General features: G+C 40.3%; 19 protein-coding genes. 9 read left to right on the top strand and 10 right to left on the bottom strand.

Annotated features, from left to right (window positions below; translation table 11 throughout):
• Position 1: 1 nt before the first annotated feature.
• The 6 genes from ispC to rimO form a co-directional block, all read right to left on the bottom strand.
• Positions 2-1,198, bottom strand: a complete 1,197-nt coding sequence (gene ispC, locus GBI16_RS10420; RefSeq protein WP_086207618.1) for a 1-deoxy-D-xylulose-5-phosphate reductoisomerase — start codon at positions 1,196-1,198, stop codon at positions 2-4.
• Positions 1,199-2,023, bottom strand: coding sequence for a CDP-archaeol synthase (locus GBI16_RS10425; RefSeq protein ID WP_086207619.1), 825 nt, complete (start codon positions 2,021-2,023; stop codon positions 1,199-1,201).
• Positions 2,024-2,779, bottom strand: coding sequence for a polyprenyl diphosphate synthase (uppS, locus tag GBI16_RS10430; RefSeq protein ID WP_086207620.1), 756 nt, complete (start codon positions 2,777-2,779; stop codon positions 2,024-2,026).
• An 8-nt stretch (positions 2,780-2,787) separates the two neighbouring features.
• Complete coding sequence (frr, locus tag GBI16_RS10435) at positions 2,788-3,342, bottom strand: ribosome recycling factor (protein ID WP_086207621.1); 555 nt, start codon at positions 3,340-3,342, stop codon at positions 2,788-2,790.
• 79 nt (positions 3,343-3,421) lie between these two features.
• Positions 3,422-4,150: a UMP kinase gene (gene pyrH, locus GBI16_RS10440; protein WP_086207622.1), complete on the bottom strand. Its 729-nt coding sequence runs from the start codon at positions 4,148-4,150 to the stop codon at positions 3,422-3,424.
• 43 nt (positions 4,151-4,193) lie between these two features.
• Positions 4,194-5,537: a 30S ribosomal protein S12 methylthiotransferase RimO gene (rimO, locus tag GBI16_RS10445; protein WP_151707034.1), complete on the bottom strand. Its 1,344-nt coding sequence runs from the start codon at positions 5,535-5,537 to the stop codon at positions 4,194-4,196.
• Positions 5,538-5,888: 351 nt separating this feature from the next.
• On the opposite strand from rimO, the gene glnL reads away from it, so the two are divergent.
• Positions 5,889-6,998, top strand: a complete 1,110-nt coding sequence (gene glnL, locus GBI16_RS10450) for a nitrogen regulation protein NR(II) (protein WP_004696555.1) — start codon at positions 5,889-5,891, stop codon at positions 6,996-6,998.
• Positions 6,985-8,466, top strand: a complete 1,482-nt coding sequence (glnG, locus tag GBI16_RS10455; RefSeq protein ID WP_086207624.1) for a nitrogen regulation protein NR(I) — start codon at positions 6,985-6,987, stop codon at positions 8,464-8,466. The genes glnL and glnG overlap by 14 nt, the downstream gene beginning before the upstream one ends.
• 54 nt (positions 8,467-8,520) lie before the next feature.
• On the opposite strand, the gene GBI16_RS10460 is transcribed toward glnG, so the two are convergent.
• Positions 8,521-8,847 (bottom strand): hypothetical protein, encoded by a 327-nt coding sequence (locus tag GBI16_RS10460; RefSeq protein WP_086207625.1) that lies wholly within the window; start codon positions 8,845-8,847, stop codon positions 8,521-8,523.
• 62 nt (positions 8,848-8,909) lie between these two features.
• On the opposite strand from GBI16_RS10460, the gene GBI16_RS10465 reads away from it, so the two are divergent.
• Positions 8,910-9,353: a phosphohydrolase gene (locus GBI16_RS10465; RefSeq protein ID WP_086207626.1), complete on the top strand. Its 444-nt coding sequence runs from the start codon at positions 8,910-8,912 to the stop codon at positions 9,351-9,353.
• Between the two features lie 101 nt (positions 9,354-9,454).
• Complete coding sequence (locus tag GBI16_RS10470) at positions 9,455-10,363, top strand: LysR family transcriptional regulator (protein ID WP_086207627.1); 909 nt, start codon at positions 9,455-9,457, stop codon at positions 10,361-10,363.
• Positions 10,364-10,671: 308 nt separating this feature from the next.
• Here the strand turns inward: GBI16_RS10470 and map are convergent, their stop codons facing one another.
• Complete coding sequence (gene map, locus GBI16_RS10475) at positions 10,672-11,466, bottom strand: type I methionyl aminopeptidase (protein ID WP_086207628.1); 795 nt, start codon at positions 11,464-11,466, stop codon at positions 10,672-10,674.
• Between the two features lie 350 nt (positions 11,467-11,816).
• Between map and brnQ the strand changes: the two genes are divergently transcribed.
• Both brnQ and GBI16_RS10485 read left to right on the top strand, forming a co-directional pair.
• Positions 11,817-13,103, top strand: a complete 1,287-nt coding sequence (gene brnQ / locus GBI16_RS10480; RefSeq protein ID WP_086207629.1) for a branched-chain amino acid transport system II carrier protein — start codon at positions 11,817-11,819, stop codon at positions 13,101-13,103.
• Between the two features lie 493 nt (positions 13,104-13,596).
• Positions 13,597-13,833, top strand: coding sequence for a hypothetical protein (locus GBI16_RS10485; protein WP_086207630.1), 237 nt, complete (start codon positions 13,597-13,599; stop codon positions 13,831-13,833).
• Positions 13,834-13,896: 63 nt separating this feature from the next.
• Here the strand turns inward: GBI16_RS10485 and GBI16_RS10490 are convergent, their stop codons facing one another.
• Entirely contained in the window at positions 13,897-14,355 is a 459-nt protein-coding gene (locus GBI16_RS10490) for a hypothetical protein (protein ID WP_086207631.1), read from the bottom strand.
• Between the two features lie 123 nt (positions 14,356-14,478).
• Here GBI16_RS10490 and GBI16_RS10495 point away from each other — a divergent pair, with 123 nt between their 5' ends.
• The 3 genes from GBI16_RS10495 (at position 14,479) to GBI16_RS10505 (ending at position 17,622) form a co-directional block, all read left to right on the top strand.
• Positions 14,479-15,336 carry an alpha/beta fold hydrolase gene (locus GBI16_RS10495; protein WP_086207632.1) on the top strand — a complete coding sequence of 286 codons (858 nt, stop codon included), beginning with the start codon at positions 14,479-14,481 and terminating at the stop codon, positions 15,334-15,336.
• A gap of 219 nt (positions 15,337-15,555) precedes the next feature.
• Positions 15,556-16,920, top strand: a complete 1,365-nt coding sequence (locus GBI16_RS10500) for an amino acid permease (protein WP_086207633.1) — start codon at positions 15,556-15,558, stop codon at positions 16,918-16,920.
• 216 nt (positions 16,921-17,136) lie between these two features.
• The gene (locus tag GBI16_RS10505) at positions 17,137-17,622 is read left to right on the top strand and encodes an Lrp/AsnC family transcriptional regulator (RefSeq protein ID WP_086207634.1); all 486 of its coding nucleotides are present in this window, start codon (positions 17,137-17,139) and stop codon (positions 17,620-17,622) included.
• Between the two features lie 175 nt (positions 17,623-17,797).
• Here GBI16_RS10505 and GBI16_RS10510 read toward each other — a convergent pair whose 3' ends face one another.
• The gene (locus GBI16_RS10510; protein ID WP_086208227.1) at positions 17,798-18,019 is read right to left on the bottom strand and encodes a hypothetical protein; all 222 of its coding nucleotides are present in this window, start codon (positions 18,017-18,019) and stop codon (positions 17,798-17,800) included.
• Positions 18,020-18,455 lie beyond the last annotated feature (436 nt).

The raw sequence follows: 18,455 nt of genomic DNA on the forward strand, positions 1-18,455 counted from the left end.
CTTAAATTCCTATATTCACCACATATTGCTGAGCAACATGACGTGCGTTTCGATCTGCTTCTAAAATAACATCAAGTTCTGTTGCAGCTTGATATTGGATAGTATTTAAAGTGTGTTCAACAATAGCAGGAATATCCATAAAACCAAGCCGTTGATTCAAAAATGCAGCAACGGCTACCTCATTAGCAGCATTTAAAATTGCTGGAGCCGTACCACCTGTTTTCATCGCTTGACGCGCTAAACCCAATGATGGAAAGCGTATAGTGTCTGGTTCCTGAAAATCTAACTGATGATTTTTAAATAAATCCAAAGCAGGTACATGTGTTTCAATACGCTCAGGCCATGCTAAAGCATGCGCAATCGGCGTACACATATCTGGGTTACCCATTTGTGCCAACGTTGATCCATCCACATACTGCACCATGGAATGAATGATACTCTGTGGGTGCACGACTACTGTAACAAAATGTTCTTCAATTGAAAAAAGATGACACGCTTCAATCAATTCCAAACCTTTATTCATCAGCGTCGCTGAATCTACTGAAATTTTTTGCCCCATCGACCAGTTCGGATGCTTACACGCCTGCGCAGGAGTTACCTTTCGAAGCTCATCTAAACTATGCTTTAAAAAAGGGCCTCCTGATGCTGTAAGCAAAATCCCCGAAACGCCAAGTTTGGGTTGTCCTGAACGCTCAGTATCTAAATAACTGTGTGGAAGACACTGGAAAATTGCATTATGTTCAGAATCAACAGGAAGCAATAATGCCTGATGATCATGAGCAGCCTGCATCATGATGTCACCAGACATTACCAAAGCTTCTTTATTTGCAAGCAGTACCCGCTTGCCTGCTTTAACCGCTGCCAACGTCGGCATTAAGCCTGCTGCTCCAACTATAGCAGCCATCACAATATCAACTGCGGGATGCTCAGCAACTGCAATCAATCCCGCTTCATCAGCTAGAATTTCAATATCCGGTAAATTGACTGCAACTAAAAGCTGACGCAACTCATCAACTTTAGTTTGGGGAACCACCACAATTTTAGGATGAAACTGTTGGCATATTTCAACAAGCTCACCAAGTCGACTGTGAGCCGTAACCGCAAATACTGAATAGCGTTGAGCATGTTGCTGCAATATTTTTAAGGTGCTCTGTCCAATTGACCCAGTAGCACCCAAAATACAAACTGATTGTGACATTTACAAATCTACGCCAATGAGTTTTAACACATATACACCTGCTGCAAAGATTGGTGCAGCAGCGAGTAGGGAATCAATACGATCGAGCACACCGCCATGCCCTGGCAAGATACGGCCTGAATCTTTAATTCCAGCACGACGCTTGATCATGGACTCAAACAAATCACCCAACACTGAACTAAATACTGTCACTACAGATAAAATAAGAAACAATAAATGCTGTGCATAAGTTAAGTTTAAATAGAGGATTTCAACTGCAACCACAATGATCATGGCAGTAATCACACCACCATAAAGACCTTCTAATGATTTATTTGGGCTGACTTCAGGTGCAAGCTTACGCTTGCCCAGTTTTCGCCCAACAAAATATGCTCCACTATCAGCACCCCACACCAACAAAAACAGATACATGAGCCACCAAGGCGACATTTTCCATAATGCAAAAATAGCGGTCACTGCAGAAGAAACAAGTACGATCCCAATAACATTTAGTGTTGAGTTATACCAAGCATCGTATTGCGGATAAGTTTTCACCCAATAAAGACTTAGTAGCCAACAGAGAATAGACGCCGCCCAGAGCAACAGTGCGATATCATTAAAATATAAAGCCAAGGTTGCTAAGCCTGCGGTTAACAGACCAAAACCCCATGCAAGAGGCTTATTTACATTTTTTGTTGTGCGGGGCATGAGTTTAAACCACTCATAGCCTGCAACCCCTGCCGCAATAATCATCAGCACAAACATTGGATAGTGTGACTGGGTTGCAAACATACAACTCAATACAACGGCCACCAAAACCAATGCGGTTATAATCCGCTCTAACATTTATTTTTTCTCAATTTTATCTTGTAGAATTTGTTCAGTCGTTTTTCCAAAACGACGTTCACGACCACCAAATACAGCCAAGGCGTCATCAAACTCTTCCACACTAAACTCCGGCCAAAGCGTTGGAGTAAAGTAAAGCTCTGCATAAGATGCTTGCCACAACATAAAGTTCGATAAGCGAAAATCCCCACCTGTTCGAATCAATAGATCCACAGCGGGTAAGTCACTCAAACTGACATATTTTCCAAACAATTGTTCATCAACTTGCTCAGGATCTAACGCTTGAGATTGAACAGCAAGTGCAATTTGCTTGGCAGCATGTGCCATATCCCACATCCCACCATAACTGATAGCAATGGTTAAAGTCATGCCCTTGAAATTAGCAGTCTCTTGTTCAGCATGCAACATCAAGTCACGCAATTGCGGGGATAATTTTGCTCGGTCACCAATAAAACGCAAAGACATTTGATATCTATGCATACGAGGCAGTTGTTCATGAATAGTATCTTCCAACAACTTCATGAGCAAATCGACTTCAGCTTGGGGGCGCTTCCAATTCTCACTCGAGAAAGCAAAAACGGTTAATGCTTCTATATTTTTTGTTCGACAATGCTCAACAATCGGATCTAGGACATTCTTACCTTCACGATGACCATCCCCCTTTTGTAAAGCATTTTTTTTGGCAAAACGATTGTTGCCATCCATAATGATGGCAACATGTTTTGGAAGAGAAAGGTTGTCTTCTGAATCGGTCATTATAAAGTTTAGACCTTCAACAACTCAGCTTCTTTAGTCGCAAGACGTTTGTCCACTTCTGCAACAAACTTATCTGTGATTTTTTGAATATCATCAGATGCACGGCGCTCATCATCTTCAGAAATTTCTTTTTCTTTCAATAATGCTTTGATATCACCCAGTACATCACGGCGAATATTACGAATTGCAACTTTTGCATTTTCTGCTTCGTTACGTGCAACTTTCTGCATGTCACGACGCGTTTCTTCAGTCAACGCCGCCATAGGAACACGAATCGCATCAGCTGTAATTGGGTTTAAACCCAAGTCTGATTCACGAATCGCTTTATCAATTGCTGCAACCATTGTGCGTTCAAATGGCTGAACCAACAGTGTACGTGAGTCTTCAACACCCACGTTTGCCACTTGGTTTAATGGCACGTCAGAGCCATAGTAAGGAACCATTACACCGTTTAAGATAGATGGATGCGCACGGCCTGTACGAACCTTAGCAAAACCATGCTCTAACGAGTCAAGTGACTTGTTCATACGGTCTTCTGCGTCTTTTTTAAGATCGTTAATCATGTGATCTTCCTTACTTAATTCGAAAAGATATAAATTCTAAAATAGTGTGTAGTATAGAGAGCTTTCAAGGTCACGTACATTAGTTCGTTACGTGAGTACCCTCTTTTTCACCCATAACCACTGAAAGCAGTGAACCTGCTTTATTCATATCAAAGACTTGAAGCGGTACATTGTGGTCACGACATAAGCAAATCGCTGTTAAATCCATCACACCCAGTTTTTCATCTAGCACTTGATCAAATGTCAGACTGTCATATTTCACTGCATCATCGTATTTACTTGGGTCTTTGTTGTAGACACCGTCAACTTTCGTTGCTTTCAAGATAAGGTCTGCTTCGATCTCAATACCACGTAAACATGCTGCTGTATCTGTAGTAAAGAATGGATTACCTGTACCTGCTACAAACACACATACTTCACCTTGGGTCAGGTGGCGAATTGCATCACGGCTTGAATATGATTCAACCACTGCACCAATTGGAAGTGCTGACATTAAACGGGTTTTGATGTTACGACGCACCAAAGCATCGCGTAGAGCCAAACCATTCATCACGGTTGCAAGCATACCCATTTGGTCACCCGTTACACGACCAACCAAACCATCTTTCTGTAATTGACTACCACGATACAGGTTACCACCACCCACAACGATTCCGACCTGCACACCCAAACCAACTAAGTGAGCAATCGACAAAGACATCTGATCAAGCACTTGAGCGTCGATCCCCATATCTTTATTTCCAGCCAATGCTTCACCAGAAAGTTTCAGCAAGATGCGCTCAAAACGTGGTTTTTTAGAATCCAACATCGTAATAACTCCAATATCTAAATTTTAAAATTTTATTTGTGTCTTAATTCGATTTAATCGAAATCAATTGTGCATACAGATCATATTCATCTGCATCGGTAATTTCGACTTCTAACAAATCACCTGATTTAATCTGGCTTTTATCAATATCTTCCACAAAGACATTGCCATCAATTTCAGGAGCATCTGCGTATGAACGTGCAATCGCAACTGGGAACTCTTCTTCCAGTTCATCGACCAGCACCGTCATTTTCTGACCAACACGCTTTTGAAGTTTTGCAGCAGAAATCGCCTGTTGCACTTCCATAAAGCGTTCATAACGCTGTTGCTTAATTTCTTCAGGCACGTGATCTGGCAAGTCGTTTGCTGTTGCGCCTTCAACAGGTGAATAGGTAAAGCAGCCCACGCGATCAAGTTGTGCTTCTTTTAACCACTCAAGTAAGATTTCAAAATCTTCTTCAGTTTCTCCTGGGAAACCCACAACGAAGGTTGAACGAATCACCAAGTCAGGACATTTTTCACGCCACAACTTTAAACGCTCAAGGGTATTTTCACTATGTGCAGGTCGTTTCATTAGTTTTAAAACTTTTGGACTTGCATGTTGGAATGGAATATCCAAATAAGGCAAAATTTTGCCTTGTGCCATCAAGTCAATCACTGCATCCACATGTGGATATGGATAGACATAGTGCAAACGCACCCAAATACCCAGTTGACCTAAAGCCTCACACATGTCATAGAACTTTGTCTTAACAGGTTGACCATTCCAAAAGTCTAATTTGTATTTGGTATCGAGGCCGTAAGCAGAAGTATCTTGGGAGATAACGAGTACTTCTTTTACACCGGCACGTTTAAGCGCAGCCGCTTCTTCTAATACAGAACCGACTGGGCGAGACACTAAGTCACCACGCATACTTGGAATAATGCAGAAGGTACAACGATGGTTGCACCCTTCTGAGATTTTTAAGTACGCATAATGCTTCGGCGTTAAACGAATCCCTTGTTCTGGAACAAGGTCAATAAATGGGTTGTGTTTTGGTGGCTCAGGCACGTATTGGTGCACAGCTTCCATCACTTCTTGATATGCTGCTGCCCCTGTCACTTTTAAGACATTTGGGTGCATTTGGCGAATTTTGTCTTCGTCTTTACCTAGGCAGCCCGTAACGATTACACGACCGTTCGCACTCATGGCTTCGCCAATGGCATCTAAAGACTCTTGCACTGCAGATTCAATAAAACCACAGGTATTTACAACAACTAAATCCGCACCATCATAATCTGATGCTACATCATAACCTTCAGTCTTCAACTGAGTTAAAATTCGTTCGGAATCAACCAATGCCTTAGGACAACCTAAAGAAACAAAACCGACTTTGGGGGATTTCATGAATCTGCGCTCCACTAGAATGCGCGTATTGTATGTCTTTTCTGTTTATAAAAATAGGTCGATTCCATACTCTTTGTGCAATGCACTAAAATAAAGCTAATAGTGTAGTAAAATTTAAATAACGCACCATTTTAAGCCACTTTCAGTTTACTTGATTTTTAGAATCCGCTATATCTTAAGCCAATCGTTCATTTACAGCGCATTCCGCAAAAAAAGTGTGCTCATTCCACTATACAAAATCAAAGTTGGCGTGCATTTTGCTTAATTTGCATCAATTCAGTCCGCTATTTGGAACGCTTAATGCTTTATCAAGATGCCATTGCGCTATTTTAATACAGGATACATTCGCTAATGGATCACCCTATTTCTATCGACTACCGACTTTTAGTGGACAATTTAACCACTGCGATTTTATTGGTCGACAGTAAATTAAATATTTTTTACTTAAATTCCTCTTGCGAAGCATTATTTGATATCAGTCTTTTACGTGCCTCTGGCCAACCTGCGCTTAATTTACTCCATGCGCCCAATGATGAGTTCAATACGGAAGAAGCACTTCTAAACACTTTAAACTCGGGACAACACTACACCCGTCGTGAAGCCATTATAAAGGTTAACTTTAAAGATATTCATGTTGACTATACGGTGTCACAGCTGAATTCAAATAAACCTTATCATCCTTTGCTTTTAATTGAGATCAATCCGATTGATCGAATGCTCAAAATTTCCAAGGAAGAAAATTTTTTACAACAACATCAAGTCGCACGCCAACTGATTCGCGGTGTTGCACATGAAATTAAAAACCCTCTGGGCGGAATTCGTGGTGCTACACAACTGTTAGCACGTAGCCTCAATGATCCGCAATACAGCGAGTTCACTGATATTATTATTAGTGAAGTCGATCGCTTACGTAATTTAGCAGACACCATGCTTGGTTCTCGTCAGCTCCCAAGTTATGAGTTGGTGAATGTACATGAACCCTTAGAGCGTGTTCGTTCACTCATTACCAACCAAACCAAAAAGAAAATTAAGATCACCCGTGATTATGATTTGTCATTACCTGAAGTGATGGCCGATCGTGATCAACTAATCCAAGTCATGTTGAACATTAGCGTCAATGCAGTGCAAGCCATGACTGAAAATAAAGAGTTCTTTGTCGACCATCAACCTGAACTCATGTTACGCACCCGTATTCAACGTTTAGTGACCATCAATGGTGTACTGCAACGCTCTGTGGTACGGATTGATATAGAAGACAATGGTCCAGGCGTTCCAGAAGAAATTTTAGAATCCGTGTTTTACCCACTGGTCACGGGTCGTGCTAAAGGCACAGGACTGGGTTTAAGTATTGCGCAAAATATTATGCATCAACATAACGGAATGATTGAATGCCAATCTGTTCCCGGAAAAACAACTTTTAGCTTATATATACCTTGGGAGTTAAACCATGTCGCGAAATAAAATATGGGTAATTGATGACGATCGCGCCATGCGCTGGGTGCTGGAAAAAACGTTCAAAGAAGAAGGTTTTGACGTCACAAGCTTTGAAGAAGCTCAATCCGCTTTAGACCAACTCAGTTTAGATGCACCCGATGTGATTTTGACTGATATTCGTATGCCCGGCATTGATGGCTTAACTTTTTTAGCGAAAGTTAAAGCTAACTATCCTGACCTACCTGTCATTATTATGACGGCTCACTCCGATCTAGAATCTGCTGTTTCAAGTTATCAAACAGGCGCATTTGAATATTTACCTAAGCCTTTTGATATTGATGAAGCCTTGGCTTTAGTGAATCGTGCGATTTTGCACATCACCAAAATGCAGCAGCAAGAATCAGCAAAAACGGTACAACCGATTCAATCGACCGAGATCATTGGCGAGTCTCCTGCCATGCAGGAAGTTTTCCGTGCGATTGGTCGTTTGTCTCAGTCACACATTACCGTGCTGATTAATGGTGAATCTGGTACAGGTAAAGAGTTGGTTGCGCATGCTTTACACCGTCACTCACCACGTAGCAGCAAACCTTTCATTGCGCTCAACATGGCCGCGATTCCAAAAGACCTGATTGAAACAGAACTTTTTGGTCATGAAAAAGGTGCATTTACAGGAGCAAATACACAACGACAAGGTCGCTTTGAACAAGCCAATGGCGGAACGCTGTTTTTAGATGAAATTGGCGATATGCCTTTTGAAACTCAAACGCGTTTACTGCGGGTGCTGGCTGATGGCGAGTTCTACCGTGTCGGTGGTCATATTCCAGTAAAAGTAGATGTCCGTATTGTCGCAGCAACACACCAAGACTTAGAAAAACTGGTACATGATGGCCGCTTCCGTGAAGACTTATATCACCGTCTGAACGTGATTCGTATTCACATTCCAAAACTGGCACATCGTAGCGAAGACATCCCAATGTTGGCGCAGCACTTCTTGGCACGTGCGGGCAAAGAATTAGGTGTAAGCCCTAAAATCCTTCGCCCAGAAACGCAAGAATATATGCAACAGTTACCTTGGCAAGGCAACGTACGTCAGCTCGAGAACACCTGTCGCTGGCTAACAGTCATGATTACAGGACGTGAAGTCTATCCTGAAGATCTACCATCAGAACTGAAGCAAATTCCAATTACACGCTCAGGTGAAGATGCGCAGTCCGCACATAATCTAGACCGTATTGCAGTTCATCATTGGGATGAGTTATTGGGTCAATGGGCTGTACAGAAGCTAAAAAATGGCGAGATGAAAATTCTCGATATCGCCACCCCGATGTTCGAACGCACTTTAATCATTGCTGCGCTACAACAAACCCGTGGCCGTAAACGGCATGCGGCTGAGTTACTCGGTTGGGGGCGTAACACTCTCACCCGCAAACTCAAAGAACTCGGTATGGATACCGCAGATGATGAAAGTGAAGAAGAAGCTTTAGAAAACTAAAAGCAGCTTCATAACTGACTCAAAATAAAAGCGCCACAATGGCGCTTTTATTGTTTAAGCCGTGAAGCCTAAATAGCGTGAATAACCTTCAACACCAAGTGGTGCTTTTAATATAATAAATTTCGGGTAACTGGCTTGCGTTAACTCTTCAAACATAATGACTTGATCATCATGTGCATGGAGATCATCAACACTGCGCTGCATAGTCACTTCAAACTCATCTGTGATATATTCAAAGCCAATATCCATTGCAATAAATAAGGTATGTTCACAGGGCTGAACATACTGTTCTTGTGACCAATCAATCACCTGTTGTTGGCAGTGTGGACACGCTACAGGATCTGTCGCTTCACAGTCTAATGAGATCAATTGGTAAGTCATAATTTAGTTTTTAAACAAAGATGCTGCGAAGTTTAGCATAGGATAAAGTGCCTAGAACAATCATGTCGACTTTGGAAAATGCCATTGTATTGGCTACAACTCAACATGCAGGACAGCTCGATAAGGCTGGACAACCTTACATCCTGCATCCACTACGCCTCATGTTGCAATTTTCCAATCCCACCCTACAAATCATTGCTGTGTTGCATGACATTTTGGAAGATACCGCAACGACTGCTGAAGACTTAAAAGAGCTTGGCTTCAGTACCGAAATTATTCAAGCCATACAAGCCCTCACCAAACAAACAGGCGAATCCCGTTTGGAAGCAGCCAAACGCACTGTATTAAACCCTCTTGCAACCCAAGTCAAATATGTTGATGTGCTAGACAATATGAACCTTGCGCGCATAAACAATCCAACATCTCGCGACTTTGCACGTTTTGAGGAATATAAAATGGTACTTGAGATACTCGAGCAAGCAAAAAAACACAGTGAAACACCTTGAATAATTAAGTCTTTTTAATTGAATCTCTACAATTTCAAAATTGACAAATCGCAACGATCACTTTTTAATTAAGCACATCGTTGCACAAATGGACATGGTGAATGTTAAGCGATTTAGATGATTTTTATTGTTTTGCTCAAGTGGTTGAACATGGCGGGTTTAGTGCAGCAGAACGCGCAACAGACATTCCCAAATCCAAGCTCAGTCGACGCGTGTATAATCTTGAAGAACGCTTAGGGGTCCGTCTCATTCAACGCAGTTCTCGACATTTCGCAGTGACCGATATCGGGATGAACATTTACCGTCATGCGCAAGTGATGATGAATGCTGCACAAGCCGCACACGACTTGGTCGATCATCTCAGCTTACAACCCCGTGGTGTGATCAAACTCAGCCTACCTGTCTCAATTGCACAAAATGAAATTGCACGCATTCTTCCAGGATTCTTAAAAGCCTACCCTGAAATCAAAGTACAAATGATGGTGACCAATCGCCGAGTTGACATTATCAATGAAGGTTTTGATATTGCCCTTCGTGTCCGCTCCAACTTAGATGATGATCCAAGTTTAGTGATTCGCAAATTTGAGAACATCGAACAGCATTTATTTGCCAGCCAAGCGTATTTGAATGAATTTGGCGAACTGAAACAACCCGAAGATTTAAGCCAACATCATATTTTGAGTATGGTCGATGAGCATTTAGATCAACATATCATCGTACATAATGATGCACAGCAACAAAAGAAAATACGCGTAAACCCTGTAGTGATGGGCTCTGATTTGAGTATGTTGGCTCAACTAGTCCGTAAAAACTGCGGTATTGCCTTACTTCCAGACAGCATCGTACAAGATATGGTAAAAAGTGGTGAGCTGGTTCGTGTCTTGCCCGACTGGAAAGCACCGCATGGTATTTTTCATGCAGTATATCCTTCACGTCGTGGTTTACTGCCTGCTGTACGCGTGTTTATTGATTATTTAATTGATCAATTGAGTTCAAATAAGTCCCTTTAAACCAAGCCAATATAGACTCAATGCCTAAAAAATAAATATTTTTGGGAAAAAAAAGAGCTTAACCGAGGTGGATAAGCTCATAAACTTTCAAAAATAAGAAACTACAGCGAGTATCTTGGAAACTATTTTAGTGAAAACATAAAGCCCAGACCAATAGCTTACATGTATAAGTTTTAATCAAAAAGCATCAAAGATACGACAAATAAAGGGGCTTAGAAATATCAGTTATTGCTTTTAAGACTTAATTTAGCTTTTAGACCACAAAGCTAGACCAAAGTCTAAAATTTAACCGCACACAAAACATCGAGTTAAATTTCTGGATAACTGCCCGTGCCTTCAGGCCAAGGAGACAGCAACTCAAAACCTGTTTCAGTCACGAGTACCATATGCTCCCACTGCGCAGTCAAAGAGTGATCTGCTGTAACAACGGTCCAACCATCCTTAAGTTCTTTGACATGTGCTTTACCCATATTAATCATCGGTTCAATGGTAAACACCATGCCCGCTTTAAGTTGCATTCCTTTACCTGGTTGACCATAGTGCAATACGCTTGGCTGTTCGTGATACACCTTACCGATACCATGACCACAATATTCACGTACCACACTATAGCCTTCACGGTGCGCAACTGTCTGGATGGCATAACCAATATCACCCAAAGTGGCACCTTGCTTCACAGCATGAATACCTGCAACCATCGCCTCATAAGTCGTATCAACTAACTTTTTAGCTGCTGGCTTTACTGTACCCACGTAATACATACGACTAGTGTCACCAAAGTAGCCATCTTTAATAATCGCCACATCAATATTAATAATATCGCCATCTTTCAATACAACATTCGGCGATGGGATGCCGTGACAGACCACTTCATTTGGTGAAATACAGGTAGTCTTGGTATAACCGTGATAACCAATATTGGCAGGCGTTACTTTTAGAGTATTTACAATGAAGTCATGACAAATATCATCTAGATATTCCGTCGTAACGCCTGGCTTCACATGCTCACCAATCATCGCTAAAACTTCGGCAGCCAAACGACCAGATATACGCAGTTTTTCTACATCTTGTTCAGTTTTTATGCTCACATTTAAGCCACGCATTGAAATACCCTCAATTATGAAGTCGCAAGTATAGTCCTTTTCACATTGTTTTTGTTCAAACTTAAATCGTCTTACGATAGTAAAGCCTCATATTGAAAATAATTTGTATAGTTTTAAGCCACTCAAACTACAATATTGGATGATCAAAATATTAAAACCCAAGCTTTTAATATTTATAATTTTTCTATTTTAAAATGGATAATCAAACACATATATCAACCCATTTTTTACGTGTTGATATATTCACTTTTCATCTTATAAAAAAATTTAATACTACCCATGAAATAAATTAGCCAAAAATACACTTATGCACTAAAATCGTCCCCTTTGTTCAACTCGATCTCCCTTTTATGACAAGTCTCCGTACTCGGGATATTGTTGCTTTGGGTTTTATGACTTTCGCACTCTTCATTGGTGCGGGCAACATTATCTTTCCACCGATTGTGGCTCAACAAGCGGGTGAACATGTTTGGCTAGCAGCGTTTGGTTTTCTAATCACCGCTGTAGGCTTACCTGTCATCACTATTATTGCGCTATCTCGTGTCGAGGGTTCGATTCAGATTTTAAGTTCGCCATTGGGTAAAATAGCCAGTCTCATTTTAACCATTACATGTTACTTAACTGTCGGACCACTGTTTGCAACACCACGCACAGCAACCGTTTCCTATGAAATAGGTTTTTCATCTTATCTTGGAACATCAAGTAGCAGCTTGTTGATCTATAGTGCAATTTACTTTAGTGTCGTCACTCTCATTGCACTGTATCCAAACAAGATTTTAGATACGGTTGGTTATGTACTTTCTCCGTTAAAGATCTTATCTTTAGCCACCTTAGGTATCGCCGCAATGGTGATTCCAACAGGTTTTGTTCCACCAGCCATTAACAACTATATTGATAGCCCTGTTTCTGAAGGTTTTGTCAATGGTTACCTGACCATGGATACTTTAGGTGCACTGGTTTTTGGTATTGTAATTATTCAAGCCATTCGTTCACGTGGGGTCAGCAACCCTAAGCTAATTACACGTTATGCAGTGATTGCAAGTATTATCTCTGGTATTGGCTTAACTTTAGTTTATCTAAGCTTATTCAAACTTGGCCTCGGAAGTCACGAAGTCGCAGCAAATGCGAGCAATGGTGCAGTGATCCTGCATGCATATGTTCAACATGCATTTGGTGACTTAGGTTCATTTTTCCTGTCAGGTATGATTTTCATTGCGTGTATGGTTACTGCGATTGGTCTAACCTGCGCATGTGCCGAATATTTCAGCTCAATTTCTAAAATTGGCTACAAAACTTGGGTCTTCATCCTGATTGGCTTCTCTTTTGTTATTTCCAATTTAGGTTTAACCAAACTGATTGCCTTTTCTGTGCCTGTTTTAAGTGCAATCTATCCACCAGCGATTGTGGTGATTATGCTGAGCTTTGGCTGGAAATACTTTAACCATCCTAGACGTGTAATTGCACCAGTTACAGCTATTTCATTAGTCTTTGGTATTCTTGATGGTTTAAAAGTGGCCAACTTTGAACTTCCTTATACCCTCACTCACCTGCCACTTGCAGAACAAAATCTTGCATGGCTAATTCCATCACTCATTGTATTTATCATTGCAGTTGTGATCGACAAAGTGAAAAAGTAAACACAAACTGATGTCATTAAAATCTTGTTTTACCCAAACCTGATTTTAATTATGATCAATATTTGTCACATTTTATCCAAATGTACATATATTGTTTCATTTTAGCTCACATCAGTTTTTGTACGTTTCTATACATAAACCATACACCGCTAAAGTCGTATACCAAGCACTTCATATCTCTTATAAATTTAGAATTAGAAAACAAAAAAACCGTTAAAGCCCATCCTATCATGCCATTCATGGCATCAATATTGCTTTATACAATGGGCATATAAGCTTAGGCAGAACATTTATTTGCTATCTTATACCGTACGGAAATACTATTTATTCGCTAAAAAAATGCTACATACTTATATTTTGATTGGTATAGCATAATTTTTCTGAAAAATAGTTTGTTTTGCTCTTGATCAACTCAAATTTTAGCAGTACAACAGTATGAACTAACCCGACTAAATACATTGGTTTTTAGTCAAAAACTCAAGGAGGGATGGAGATGTTATCATTACATTTCAACAAGCAAGTCTTCATTAGCGCTCTGAAGGCAAACAAGAATATGGTGACGTATTTAAGTACCACCATTGCCCTGATGGTTATTATGATCATGCATGGCTTAATTCAAGGTAACCTTAAAGCTGAATATTTTATTTATGCTATTGTCGTTTCACTGGCCTTTTACTTATGGGCAGTTGTCGACCAAAAATTCCGAAAGGCCACACAGTCAATTGACTAGCAAACAGGTGGATGATCAGTCATCCACCTTTGTAAAAGTACCAAGACTAAAAATCATAATAACTTAGAATAAACCTAAAAACATACCCCATAATAATCCAAAAGTTGCCACAATTTCCCCTACAACCAAAGCCATCATTGCCATCACCATGACTGATTTGGGTAAAATCCATTTGCCTAAAATGTGCGGACTACGAAACTGGTTATTGGTATCTTGTAATACACCATGCACAATATAGCTCAGTATCGAAAAGCTAAAAAAGAATAGATTAATTGCCACAAACAACATATTTACAGGCTCTGACCACACTGAAATGACCGCCATGACGGCAATGATTAAGCTAGCAGGTGCATATAGCAAACTACTACGATGTGCGATATCGACATAATAATGCGCGCGAAATTGTGGTGAATGGCGAATTTGAGCATATTTCCACACCCCAGTTAGCATGCCTACAAATAGAAAAATTGCACTGAATAAAAGTGCGAATTTAACTGACATCTCTAATTCAACAAACTGCATGTGTTTTCCTTTTTATTTTCGATCCATTTTATACAAATCCGCTTGACTTTAAAGTCATAGATTTGACAAGTTTCTTTTTGGAACTCAAGTAAAGTATGAACAACTTAAATATATACGCCAACCATGCAGAATTACGAAACGCTCAACATCACCTGTTCCGACCATTATTCACTCAGTGGACGCTTTTATACTGCCCAAGCTACGCAGCAAACTTTTCCTATTTTAATCTGCCCTGCAACTGGCATTACCCAACAGTTTTACCACCATTTTGCATCGTGGCTTGCTGAACAAGGTTATGCTGTTTTGGTTTTTGACTTCCGTGGAATTGGGAAATCTCTGCACGAACCACTTAAACAGTCAAAAGCGAGTATTGTACAGTGGGGACAATTGGATATTCCTGCTGCGGTAGATGCTCTATTAGATAAAACCCAAGCAACTCAAGTGATCTTGCTCGGGCATAGTGCAGGTGGGCAACTTTTAGGTATTAATCCCAACTTTAAAAAAGTGGCAAAGGTGGTAGCTATTGCTGGTTCTACTGGACACGTTAAAGACTTAAAGGGCCGCACCAAACTACTCGCTCCAGTCATGTTTAAGCTAATCTTCCCAATTGCTCGATATACATTGGGCTACGGCCCAACTCAAGCCATCGGGATGGGTGAAAACTTGCCTAAAGATGTGGCACGTGAATGGGCACAGTTTTGTAGCAAACCTGGTTATGTCATGAATGCCATAGGAAATACAGTCCAAGAGGACTTCCACCATCAAATTCGTTGCGCCATTACCTCAATTTGGGCATCGGATGATGAAATTGCCACTCAGGCCAATGTCAAAGGACTGCTTAACCTCTATCCCAATGCACAAACAGAACATATTGAATTAAAACCACAGGCTTATGGGCACAAAAGCATTGGTCACATGGCCATGTTTAAACGTTCCCACCAAAACTTATGGCCCAAAATTGCAGCGCAACTGCAGGCTTAACCTCATATAAATCACGACCTCACGTATTACACCAGTTCAAGCACTCATTGTCTGAGCTGGTTTAATTTTAACCAGCAAGCGCTATATTTAACTAAAAACCACAAGCATTGATAAATTTAGTTTTATTAATTGATAAATAAATATTATATTTCCATCACAAATTTTTATTAAGTCATAGTTCATGTGATGTCTATCGCATGTTCTAGAGATGGATGAATCATGTCTGCACAACAGCAACGTCAGCTTAATCATGGGCTGAGCAACCGCCATATTCAGTTGATTGCTTTAGGTGGCTCTATCGGTACGGGTCTATTTTTAGGCATTTCTCAAACCATTAAACTGGCAGGTCCCTCTGTCATTTTAGGTTATGCACTTGCAGGTTTAATTGCCTTTTTTATGATGCGCCAATTAGGTGAAATGGTGGTTGAGGAACCAGTGAGTGGCTCTTTTAGCTATTTCGCCTATAAATTTTGGAGCCCTTTTGCAGGCTTTATGTCGGGCTGGAACTATTGGGTGCTCAATGTCTTGGTCTGCATGGCAGAGCTAAGCGCCATCGGCCTCTATGTCCAATATTGGTGGCCTGAAATTCCAACGTGGATTTCAGCACTTGCTTTCTTTGTACTGATCAATGCCATCAACCTGCTGCATGTCAAAGTCTTTGGCGAAACAGAATTTTTATTCTCCATGATTAAAATTCTCGCGATCATTGGCATGATTGCTTATGGGGCTTGGTTGCTTACCAGTGGGCAAGGTGGCGAAACTGCTTCCATTTCTAACCTATGGGCTCTAGGCGGTTTCTTTCCTAATGGTCTTTCAGGCTTAATCATGGCAATGGCCATCATTATGTTTTCTTTTGGTGGAATTGAATTGGTCGGTATTGCTGCGGCAGAAACCAAAAATCCAACGACAACTATTCCTAAAGCCGTAAACCAAATTGTCTATCGTGTTTTATTGTTTTATGTACTAACCATTATTGTTCTGCTTTCCTTATTTCCATGGAATCAAATTGCAGAAGGTGGTAGTCCTTTTGTGTTGATCTTTGACTCATTGGGCAGTCAAGGCGTTGCAACTGTACTGAACTTTGTAGTTTTAACTGCAGCCATCTCGGTATATAACGGCACCAGCTATGGCACCAGTCGCATGCTCTTGGGACTTGCTGAGCAAGGCAATGCACCACAGTTCTTAAAGAAGATTAACCAGCGTGGCATCCCTTATGCTGCTATTTTATGCTCTGCACTGGTGACATTGATCTGTGTGGTACTGAATTATATTTTTCCAGAAAAAGCCTTTAAGTTGCTGATGAGTCTTGTGGTTTCAGCGATTGTAATTAACTGGATGATGTTGGCACTGACTCATTTAAAGTTCAAGCAACACATGCTGGCTTTGAAAAAGCCGACTTTATTCCCTGTGCTGATGTATCCGTTAAGTAATTACATTTGCATTATATTTATGCTAGGGATTTTAGTAGTGATGTGGCTGACACCTGATATGCGTATTGCGGTGGCATTGATCCCACTCTGGATTGGATGTTTAACGCTTACCTATTGGTTTAAGCAAAAGCGAATGAAGCAGAAGATACTGTAAATAAGTGCGTAAATAACACCATGTAAAGGCACCCTTCCCTTAAATGGTGTTATTTACAAATCAAAGCCAATCTCCCAAATGACTTTGATTGAATAAGCTTATTGTAATCAGAAGACGCTTCAATAGTTTCTCTATTATTTGCTTGTTTCAAAGTATTTTTGAGAAATATTTTCACATAAAACCATTTATAAAGAAAATTATTAGCAGGAATTGCACATGAATGACAATCGCCATGTTTTAGATAAAATTGACCGCCGTATTTTGTCAGAACTTCGTCAAGATGGGCGTTTGACTGTGACTCAGTTAGCTGAAAAAGTTGGTCTTTCCTCCTCCCCTTGTTGGACACGGCTTAAACGTCTTGAAAATGCAAAGATTATTGAAGGCTATACTGCCAATATCAATCCCAAAGCGATTGGGATTAATGAGTTGTTTTTTATTGAAATTACACTTGAGCGCCATGATGATGAAATTTTGGAGCAATTTAGTGAAGCACTGGCCTATATGCCCGAAGTCGTTGAGGCGCACTTAGTCACAGGTGATTATGACTACTTACTCAAAGTCGCTGTAAAAAATGCAGAGCACTATGAACGCTTTTTACGTAAGAACTTATACTCCATGAAAGGTGTGCGCCATACGCGGTCTATTTTTGCCTTACGTCCATTAAAACTTGAAAACAAAGCAGATTTAACCCTCATTGAATAAGAGCTGAAAATATTTAAGAAATATGCTTTAATATGCTCAGTATGAGATGAGCCTTATATGAGTATGGCGCGAGCTATACGACTAGCCCCTGAAAAATGGGGCTTTTTAATGTCTATTATTTAACAACATCCGCATGTCGTATTCTATTTTTTGGATTTTTCCAAATGAATCGAAATTAATTAGGCTCAATGTCATAAACCCAATTCCTAGCTTGTTGCTCTGTTGTCGTTTCACACACATAGTAGTCATGGTCCCATGCGTCTTGATGGAAAATTTCCATTTTTCGATAAGTCACGTTTTTAGAGTTTTCGACACAGACGAAGCTACCGCCTTGGTCTTTGACTTGCGTTCCATTGAGGAAACCACCAATACAGAGAAATCGAGATTGTTTAGCCATTAATACATCAACTTTTAAATTACTAAATTTGTAATGATTTAACAATGACCTGAATATGCTGTAAAGCTTAGGTTCGATAATGCTGATCTTTTTTCCAAGCTGCTTCATCAAAATTAAGTTCTAAAAATTCAGCAATTTTTTAGCTATGCTTTTTTAAGAAGTTTAGCATCCATATAGATGCCATATCACTGCTTAGGCTATTATAAATCACACGACCTTGTGAAATTCCTCCATTTTCTATATTCTGCAATTCAGCTATTTGGTTTTTAAGCACTTCCCAAGAGTTGACATGCACATAAGCACTACCAATCTGCCCAAATAAATCTTAGTCTGATAATTTACAATTATGGGCAATACCTACGATCTAGTTTTGGCATTGCCAAAAGATGCCGATTTTCATTTTTTAATAATTAAATCTAATTCTTTTAGGCGGTCA

The organism is Acinetobacter sp. TUM15064 (assembly GCF_008980265.1).
Taxonomy (GTDB): domain Bacteria; phylum Pseudomonadota; class Gammaproteobacteria; order Pseudomonadales; family Moraxellaceae; genus Acinetobacter.